Source organism: Cereibacter johrii, assembly GCF_001720585.1.
GTDB classification, from domain to species: domain Bacteria; phylum Pseudomonadota; class Alphaproteobacteria; order Rhodobacterales; family Rhodobacteraceae; genus Cereibacter_A; species Cereibacter_A johrii.
In genome coordinates this window covers 1-8,212 of sequence record NZ_MABH01000186.1, presented here as the reverse complement: position 1 = coordinate 8,212, position 8,212 = coordinate 1, and the positions used below count along the sequence as shown (strand labels likewise).

Below are 8,212 nucleotides of genomic sequence, written 5' to 3'. Positions count from 1 at the left end.
CGCCGGCGGCCGAGCCTCCGGCCCCGCCGGAGGTGCTGTCGCCCTCGGCGCTCGGCGGGGCCAAGGCGCTGCCGGGCGATGCGATGCCCACCGAAGAGGCGCTGGCGCATGGCTCGGCCGTCCACCGGCTGCTCGAGCATCTGCCGCTCCATCCGCCCGAGGAGTGGGAGGCGGCGGCGCGGGGGCTTCTGCCCGATCTTCCCGATGTGGAACCCGTTCTCGCGGAGGCGCGGGCGGTGCTCTCGGCCGAGCATCTGGCCGAGGCGCTGGTGCCGCATGCGCTGCTCGAGGTGGCGGTGACGGCCGAGGTGGCGGGGCGGCGGCTTTCGGGCACCATCGACCGGCTGGTGGTGGAGCCCGACCGGGTGCTGGCGGTCGATTACAAGACGAACCGCGTGGTCCCGGACCGCCCCGAGGAGGTGCCCGAGGGCATCCTGCGGCAGATGGGCGCCTATGCCGAGGCGCTGGCGCAGATCTACCCTGGGCGGACGATCGAGACGGCGATCCTCTGGACGCAGGCGGCCCGCCTGATGCGGCTGCCGCGCGATATCGTGAGGTCGGCCCTGGTCCGGGCCACGACAACTTGACGCGGCAGGGGGCCATCCTTACTTTCCAAGCAAGCCCTACGGATCAGGAGAATTGAATATGTCCACCGTTCCCGTGACGGACGCCACCTTTGACACCGAGGTGCGCAAGTCCGACGTGCCCGTCGTCGTCGATTTCTGGGCCGAATGGTGCGGCCCCTGCCGGCAGATCGGCCCGGCGCTCGAGGAACTCTCGAAGGAATATGCCGGCAAGGTGAAGATCGTGAAGGTCAATGTCGACGAGAACCCCGAGAGCCCGGCGATGCTGGGCGTCCGCGGCATCCCGGCGCTGTTCCTGTTCAAGAACGGTCAGGTCGTGTCGAACAAGGTCGGCGCTGCGCCGAAGGCCGCTCTGGCCACCTGGATCGCTTCGGCGCTCTGAGATCCTCCGCCGGAGCAAAGACCGGACAGGGCGCCTTCGGGCGCCCTTTTCCTTGGGCACCAAGGTCGCCGCAACGGGCGGGGAGCTGCGTGCCCCGCCAAGGCCGCAGAGCCGCCCGTTCCGTCTGGCCGCTCAGAAATGCCAGCCATGGCGGGCGAACCGGGCCATGATCTGCGCCTCGGCCTCGGGGGCCGCGCCATTGATCGTCTGGAGCTGGAAGAACCAGTAGAGGTAACGCTCGTGGTCCGACAGCGTGCCCTCGGCCTTCTGGAAGGCCCGCTCCACGCCCTCGCGCGGCACCGAGCCTGCGATATGGTGGAAATCGACGCCGGCAAAGAGCACGGCCGGCTTGCGCAGGAAATATCCCGTCAGCGCCACCGAGGAGTTCTGCGTCACCACCAGATCGCAGGCGGCCAGAAGCGCCAGCGGATCGGAGCGCACCAGCGACAGCCGCGGATGGCGCCGCACCAGATCCTCGAGCGCATGGAGATCCGCCGCCGAATAGGCCTCGCGCGGGTGGAGCATCGCGCGGATCGGCCGCAGATCGTGCTCGAGCGTTGCCTGGATCATGGCCAGCGGGCTCATCGACTGGAACGAGCGGTGCTCGGAGATCCGGCCCTGCAGCGGCATGAACAGGAAGCCGTCGCGTGAACAGGTCCGCTCGCCCACGAGATGCCGCCGCCACCGCTGGAAGAAGGGCCGCGCCGCCGCGGGATCGACCGTGTCGGGATCGAAGGGCGCCTGCGCCACGTCGAACCACCACCGCTGGTTGGTGGCCTCGATCTGCCAGAACGGGTTCTGGTAGGCCTGCCGCAGGCAGAGGCAGCGCGGCCCCACCGGCTCCTGCATGTGAAAGAGGCTCCAGCCCTGACGGCGATAGGGGTCGGCCCGCTCCTCGGGCGTGTCGCCATGCACCGCGATGCGGAGACCGTGCGGCGCCACCGCGGCCTCGATCCGGTTCACGATGTTGACCTTCCCTGCGGCGGCATCCTCGCGCATGGGGGAGGGCAGATAGATGTTGAGAATGCGGCTGTGCGGCATCTTTCCCCTTCCGGCTTCCCCGGACCATGCCGCAAGAAGGCTAAGGTGCGCTTAACGGCGCCGGTCCGGCGGGCGGCCGCCGCACGGGTTGTGCCCCCGGATCGGCGACTCCATATAGGCGCAAACGGAGGGTTTCATGGCAGAAGACAGGTTTCCCGGGTGGCACGGCACGACCATCCTCGCCGTGCGCCGGGGTGGCGAGGTCGTCGTTGCCGGCGACGGGCAGGTGAGCCTCGGCCAGACGGTCATCAAGGGCACGGCGCGCAAGGTCCGCCGGCTTTCGCCCGGCGGGCACGAGGTTGTGGCAGGCTTCGCGGGCTCGACCGCCGATGCCTTCACGCTGCTCGAGCGGCTGGAAAAGAAGCTCGAAGCCGCGCCCGGCCAGCTGGCCCGCGCCTGCGTCGAGCTGGCGAAGGATTGGCGCATGGACAAGTATCTGCGCAACCTCGAGGCGATGCTGATCGTGACGGATGGCGAGACGCTTCTCGTCATCACCGGCGCGGGCGACGTGCTCGAGCCCGAGCATGACGTGACCGCCATCGGTTCGGGCGGGAACTTCGCGCTGGCGGCCGCCCGCGGCCTGATGGCCACCGAGCTGCCGGCCGAGGAGATCGCCCGCAAGGCCATGGCGATCGCGGCCGACATCTGCGTCTACACGAACGGAAATCTGACGGTGGAGCGTATCTCGAAATGACCGACCTGACCCCGCGCGAGATCGTCTCGGAGCTCGACCGCTTCATCATCGGCCAGAAGGAGGCGAAGCGCGCCGTGGCGGTGGCCCTGCGCAACCGCTGGCGCCGGAAGCAGCTGGCCGACGATCTGCGCGACGAAGTCTATCCCAAGAACATCCTGATGATCGGCCCGACCGGCGTCGGCAAGACCGAGATCTCGCGCCGTCTGGCCCGGCTGGCGAAGGCGCCCTTCCTGAAGGTCGAGGCCACGAAGTTCACCGAGGGGGGCTATGTCGGCCGCGACGTGGACAGCATCATCCGCGATCTGGTGGATGCGGCCATCGTCGAGACCCGCGCCCGGATGCGCGAGGATGTGAAGGCGCGTGCCGTCAAGGCCGCCGAGGACCGGGTGATCGAGGCGATCGCCGGGCGCGACGCGCGCGAGCAGACCCGCGAGATGTTCCGCGGCAAGCTCAAGCGCGGCGAGCTCGACAGCACGGTGATCGAGATCGACGTGGCCGATACGTCGAACCCGATGCAGATGCTCGACCCCACGGGGCAGGGCCAGATGGGGATGATGAACCTCGGCGAGATCTTCGGGAAGGCCTTCGGCGGGCGCACCCAGCGCCGGAAGATGACGGTGGCCGAAAGCCACGACATCCTGATGAACGAGGAGGCCGACAAGCTGCTGGACGACGAGGTGGTGAAGGCCGCCGCGCTCGAGGCGGTGCAGCAGAACGGCATCGTCTTCATCGACGAGATCGACAAGGTCTGCGCCCGGTCCGACATGCGCGGGGCGGACGTCAGCCGCGAGGGCGTGCAGCGCGACCTGCTGCCGCTGATCGAGGGCACGACCGTTTCGACCAAATACGGGCCGGTCAAGACAGACCATATCCTCTTCATCGCTTCGGGCGCCTTCCATATCGCCAAGCCCTCGGATCTGTTGCCCGAGCTTCAGGGCCGCCTGCCGATCCGGGTGGAACTGCGCGCGCTGACCGAAGAGGATTTCGTCCGCATCCTGTCGGAGACCGACAATGCGCTGACGCTGCAATACAAGGCGCTGATGCAGACCGAGAAGGTGGGCATCACCTTCACCGAGGACGGGATCGCGGCGCTGGCCTCGATCGCGGCCGAGGTCAACCGCTCCGTCGAGAACATCGGCGCGCGGCGGCTCTACACGGTGATGGAGCGGGTGTTCGAGGAACTGTCCTTCCATGCGCCCGACCGCTCGGGCGAGGAGGTGACGGTGGACGCGGCCTATGTCGAGAAGAACCTCGGCGAACTGGCGCGCTCCAGCGACCTGAGCCGCTACGTTCTCTGACGCAAGCGCCGGCAGGGGATCCTCCTGCCGGCCCCTGCGCGGGCCTCCCGGTCAGAAGGCGAAGTAGAGGAATTCGGCGGGCGGGCTGCCGAAGATGCGCAGCAGGGTGATGCAGAGCACCGCCCCCACCATCAGCCCGTGCATCGGCGAGGGCTTCCAGTAGAAGGCGGCGAAACGGGCCCGCTCGCGCGCGGGCGCCTTCGGCGCGCTGTGGGCCTTCAGCCCCACCCATTCCTGCGTGTTCGGCAGCGCCCAGATGATGAAGAGCCCGAACAGCACCACCACCGTGTCGCCGAAATAGAGATAGCCGCCGTGCTCGCCCATCCCGACGAGGCCGCGCACCACCGTCATGGCGTCGGTGAGCGTGGGCGACTTGAAGAAGACAAAGCTCACCGTCACGGCGAGGAAGGTGACCAGCACCTTGACCGGCGACAGGAGCCACGAGAGCGGCGCGGGGATCCGGGCCCTCCCCGCGGAGGTCGCCCGCCAGCCGTGGTTCGCGACGAGCATGGCCCCGTGCAGCAGCCCGAAGACGATGAACTGCCAGCCCGCCCCGTGCCAGACCCCGGCGAGGCCCATCGTGACCAGCGTCGGAAAGGCCAGCATCACGAGGAAGGGCAGCAGCTGCGGCTTGCGGGGGGTCCACACCGGCTGGCCGCGCTCCATCCGCCGCCGCATCACGGTCTTGGTGATCGGGTTGTAGAGATAGGCTGTCAGGAACCGCGTGAGGGTGATGTGCCAGCGCGACCAGAATTCGATGATCGTCTGAGACTTGTAGGGCGAGTCGAAGTTGAACGGCAGCAGGATCCCGAACATGAGCCCGAGCCCGATGGCCATGTCGGAATAGCCCGAGAAGTCGAAATAGAGCTGGAGCGCGAAGGCCACCGCGCCCCGCCAGGCGAAGGCGAGATAGGCCGCCTCGCCCCCCGCGGCCAGATCCCAGAGCGGCTGGGCCAGCGGCGCCAGCGTGTCGGCCATGCCGATCTTCTTGAACAGGCCGAAGCAGAAGACGGTGAAGCCCAGCACCAGCTTGGCCTGATCGATGCGGAAGGTCTCGTCCCGCTCGATCTGGGGCACGATCTCGCGGTAATGGACGATCGGCCCCGCGATCAGCTGCGGGAAGAAGGTGATGAACATCGCATAGCGGACCGGGTTCGGCCGCCCGATCCGGCCCTCGTGGCAATCCACCAGATAGGCGATCTGCTGGAAGGTATAGAAGGAGATCGCGAGCGGCAGCAGGATGTGCGGCACCGGCACGTCCGCCGCCGTCAGGGCGTTCAGGATCTCGACGAGGAAGCCCGCATATTTGAAGAAGCCGATGGCCGCGAGATTGGCGGCCACCCCCGCAAGCAGCAGCCACGGGCGCGGCTTCTCGACCAGCATGATCCCGAGCAGGTAGTTCAGCCCCAGCGAGATCAGCAGCATCGGCAGGAACGCGACGTTCCCCCAGCCGTAGAAGAAGAGCGAAGCCGCAGCCAGCCAGCCCACGGCCCAGAGCTTGTTCGGAAGCCTGCCCAGAAGGTAATAGCCGAGAAGGGCCAACGGCAGGAAGGCGAACAGGAACTCCGGGCTGTGGAACAGCATCAGGCGGCCTTCTTGTCCCGGATCAGGGCCACGAAATCACCGACGTTCTTGAGATCCTCGAGCTCGGACGACTTGAACGAGACTCCGAAGCGCATCTCGGAGGCGACGACGATGTTGATGTGGTTGAAGCTGTCCCACTCCGCCACGTCATGCGCGGAGAGGTCGGGGGTGGCCACCAGCTCGGGATCGTCGAACACCTGCCGGAGGATGGAGGTCAGGCCGTCGTAAATCTCGGGGTCGGTCATGAAGGTCTCCTCGGACTTGCCGTCTGTCACCTCCGGCGGAGCGCGCCGCCGGAGGAAGGGTCAGTGGGTCACGCCGCGCTCGGTCAGCCGGATATGCGGCGGCGGCGGCGGCGGGACGGCCAGATCGAGCCGCCAGAGCGCCGCAAGGCCGTCGGCGCCCGCCGGCGCGAAGCCGAGCCGCGGAAAGAGATCGGCGACCATGCCGTTCTTGGGCGTCGGCCGGTAGCAGCCGACAACCGTCGAGGCGCCGGCCTGTCGGGCGGCGCGCGCGATGACGGCGGCCACCGCCTCCTCGACCCTTCGTCCGAGCACGCGGCAACTCATGAGCCAGGTGTCCACCTCGAACAGCTGGCCGCCCTCCCCATCGGGGCGCAGCCGGCCCAGCACCACGGAGACGATGCCATTGTCGCCGAACCGGTCCTTCAGCCGCACGCAGAAGGTGAGCATCCCCGGATCGCCGATCATCGCCCCCACCTCGGCCTCGGTGTAGCGCCGGGTGGTCAGGTTGAACTGGTTCGTCTTGTTGATGAGCTGCGCCACCCGCACCAGATCGACGGGCTGCACCGGCCCCACCTGCATCTCCATCTCGAGCCCGGCGAGGAAGCTCTCCATGTCGGGAGCCACCACCTCGAGCTGACGCCGCGCGGCATTGGCCGCATATTGCTCGGCCCGGAGCGCGTCGTCGGGCGTGTAGCCCACCGCCTCGAAGAGACCGGCAGCGGCCAGGCAGCGGATGTAGGCCTCGGGCTCCTCGGGCACCTCCGGCACGGCCACGGCCGGGAACTGTTCGCGCAGAAGCGCCCGCTCGGCCGGGTTGTCGTCGAAGAAGACCAGCGCCTCGAGCCCGAGGTTCAGCTCCTGCGCGATGCGCTGCAGGCCCTGACCCTTGTCCTCCCAGTTGGCCACGAAGGCCGCGAAGTCGGACCGGCGCAGCACCATCTCGGGGTGATCGAAGGCGGCGAGCGCGCGCTCGGGATCGTTCTTCGAGCTGACGGCGAGCAGGATGCCCCGCTCGCGCAGCGCCCGGCAGTAGAGCTGGAAGGCCTTGAAGGCCTCGCCCCGCGCCGAGCCCTCGCCGATGACGATCCCCTCGATGCCGTCGTCGCCGATCACCCCGCCCCAGAGCGTGTTGTCGAGATCGAGCACCAGCACCTTGCGCGTGAGGCCGCGCAGGGCGGCGAGGATGCGCGCCACCTGATCGCCGAACCACGGCCCCGCCGCAGGGCTCACATGCTGCTTGGCATGGAGCCACATCAGCCGGTCCTGCAGCGCGTCGAGCCCTTCGGCCTCGGCCGCGGCGACCGGATCGAGGATCAGCACCCGCTCCTCGCGGGCGGCGCGGATCAGCCGGTGCTGCATCTCCGCCACCATGGCCCGGCGCGAGGCGGGGACCAGACGGTCGAGATGGCCGAAGACCGGATCGGTCGTCGGCACCGGAAGCTGCTGGATCACGGCGGCGCCCATCGCCCGGAGGGCCCGCCAGCGGTGGACGGTTTCGGACAGGCTCGCCTCGAGCGCCGCCTCCACCTCCTCGGGCGGGGTGGCCAGCGGCAGCCGCGGCACGAGATCCGTCTCGCAGGAGCAGATCAGCACCGCATCGGGGCTGAAGGCCGCCAGATCGGAGGCGGGATCGAGGATCGCCTGCCGCCACTGGCCATAGGGCGGCACATGGACCTCGAGCGCGAGGCCGCGGCGGAGCGCGCCCACGGTCAGGCCGGGCACCAGATGCTCGACGGTGAAGGAGCCCAGAAGCGCGAGCCGCAGCCGCGGCACTTCGGGCGGGGCTTCGGCCGTGCGGAGAGCCCGCTCGATCCGGCCGGTCTGGAGGAAGTCGATGCGGTGCCCGGCCAGATGCCGCAGCGCGCGCCAGGCCCCGGGCGGGTCGTCGGCAGCCCGTGCGCGGGCTCGCGCCAGCTCGCCCTCGAAATCCGCCGCGACCGGCAGCCAGTGCAGTTCAAGCGGTTTGCTTTTCATCGCTCTCCACCTCCTCAGCCAGATGAATGTCCTGCACCGTCCCGGCGGGGGGCGGCGCATCGAGCGCGGCGGCAAGCGCCTGCGCCACGCGTTCAGGGGAAAGGAACCGGCCCCCGGCATCGGCGCGGGCGCGCTCCAGCAGGCGCGGGTCGAAGGCGCCGAGCATCGGCGTCTCGACGAAGCCGGGGGCCACCACGCTCACCCGTAGCCCCGCCGGTCCCAGTTCGGCGGCGGCTGCAGCGAGCAGCGCCCGCAACGCGGCCTTCTGCGCGACATAGGCGGCCATGTGGCGGGCCACCGGCGGCTCGGAGGCGGCCGACAGGACGGCCAGCACATGCCCGCCGCCCGCGCGCCGCCACCAGAGCCGCCAGGCCGCGGCGATCAGGGCGTGACAGCCGGCAAGCGCCGCC

At 69.2% G+C, this 8,212-nt stretch carries 9 protein-coding genes; 4 read left to right on the top strand and 5 right to left on the bottom strand.

Translation table 11 applies throughout. The annotated features are described in order from the left end of the window. Together A9O63_RS17070 and trxA are read left to right on the top strand one after the other, a co-directional pair. The coding region (locus A9O63_RS17070; RefSeq protein WP_205631853.1) for a PD-(D/E)XK nuclease family protein at positions 1–587 on the top strand (587 nt) is incomplete at its 5' end. A gap of 58 nt (positions 588–645) precedes the next feature. Further along, positions 646–966: a thioredoxin gene (trxA, locus tag A9O63_RS17065; RefSeq protein WP_002722246.1), complete on the top strand. Its 321-nt coding sequence runs from the start codon at positions 646–648 to the stop codon at positions 964–966. 132 nt (positions 967–1,098) lie between these two features. On the opposite strand, the gene A9O63_RS17060 is transcribed toward trxA, so the two are convergent. Then, positions 1,099–2,007 (bottom strand): hypothetical protein, encoded by a 909-nt coding sequence (locus A9O63_RS17060; RefSeq protein ID WP_069333004.1) that lies wholly within the window; start codon positions 2,005–2,007, stop codon positions 1,099–1,101. Between the two features lie 136 nt (positions 2,008–2,143). Here A9O63_RS17060 and hslV point away from each other — a divergent pair, with 136 nt between their 5' ends. Both hslV and hslU read left to right on the top strand, forming a co-directional pair. Then, positions 2,144–2,701 (top strand): ATP-dependent protease subunit HslV, encoded by a 558-nt coding sequence (gene hslV, locus A9O63_RS17055; protein ID WP_069333003.1) that lies wholly within the window; start codon positions 2,144–2,146, stop codon positions 2,699–2,701. Then, the gene (gene hslU, locus A9O63_RS17050; RefSeq protein WP_069333002.1) at positions 2,698–3,999 is read left to right on the top strand and encodes an ATP-dependent protease ATPase subunit HslU; all 1,302 of its coding nucleotides are present in this window, start codon (positions 2,698–2,700) and stop codon (positions 3,997–3,999) included. Before hslV ends, hslU begins: the two co-directional genes overlap by 4 nt. 51 nt (positions 4,000–4,050) lie before the next feature. Here hslU and A9O63_RS17045 read toward each other — a convergent pair whose 3' ends face one another. The 4 genes from A9O63_RS17045 to A9O63_RS17030 all read right to left on the bottom strand — a co-directional run. Beyond that, positions 4,051–5,583 carry an MBOAT family O-acyltransferase gene (locus A9O63_RS17045; RefSeq protein ID WP_069333001.1) on the bottom strand — a complete coding sequence of 511 codons (1,533 nt, stop codon included), beginning with the start codon at positions 5,581–5,583 and terminating at the stop codon, positions 4,051–4,053. Continuing rightward, positions 5,583–5,828 carry an acyl carrier protein gene (locus A9O63_RS17040; protein ID WP_002722256.1) on the bottom strand — a complete coding sequence of 82 codons (246 nt, stop codon included), beginning with the start codon at positions 5,826–5,828 and terminating at the stop codon, positions 5,583–5,585. The genes A9O63_RS17045 and A9O63_RS17040 overlap by 1 nt, the downstream gene beginning before the upstream one ends. Before the next feature lie 60 nt (positions 5,829–5,888). Then, a complete protein-coding gene (locus tag A9O63_RS17035; RefSeq protein WP_069333000.1) occupies positions 5,889–7,802 on the bottom strand; it encodes an HAD-IIIC family phosphatase in 1,914 nt (637 codons plus the stop codon). Continuing rightward, a partial coding sequence (locus A9O63_RS17030) for an SDR family oxidoreductase (protein ID WP_141703108.1) occupies positions 7,783–8,212 on the bottom strand: 430 nt, incomplete at its 5' end. The genes A9O63_RS17030 and A9O63_RS17035, both read right to left, overlap by 20 nt.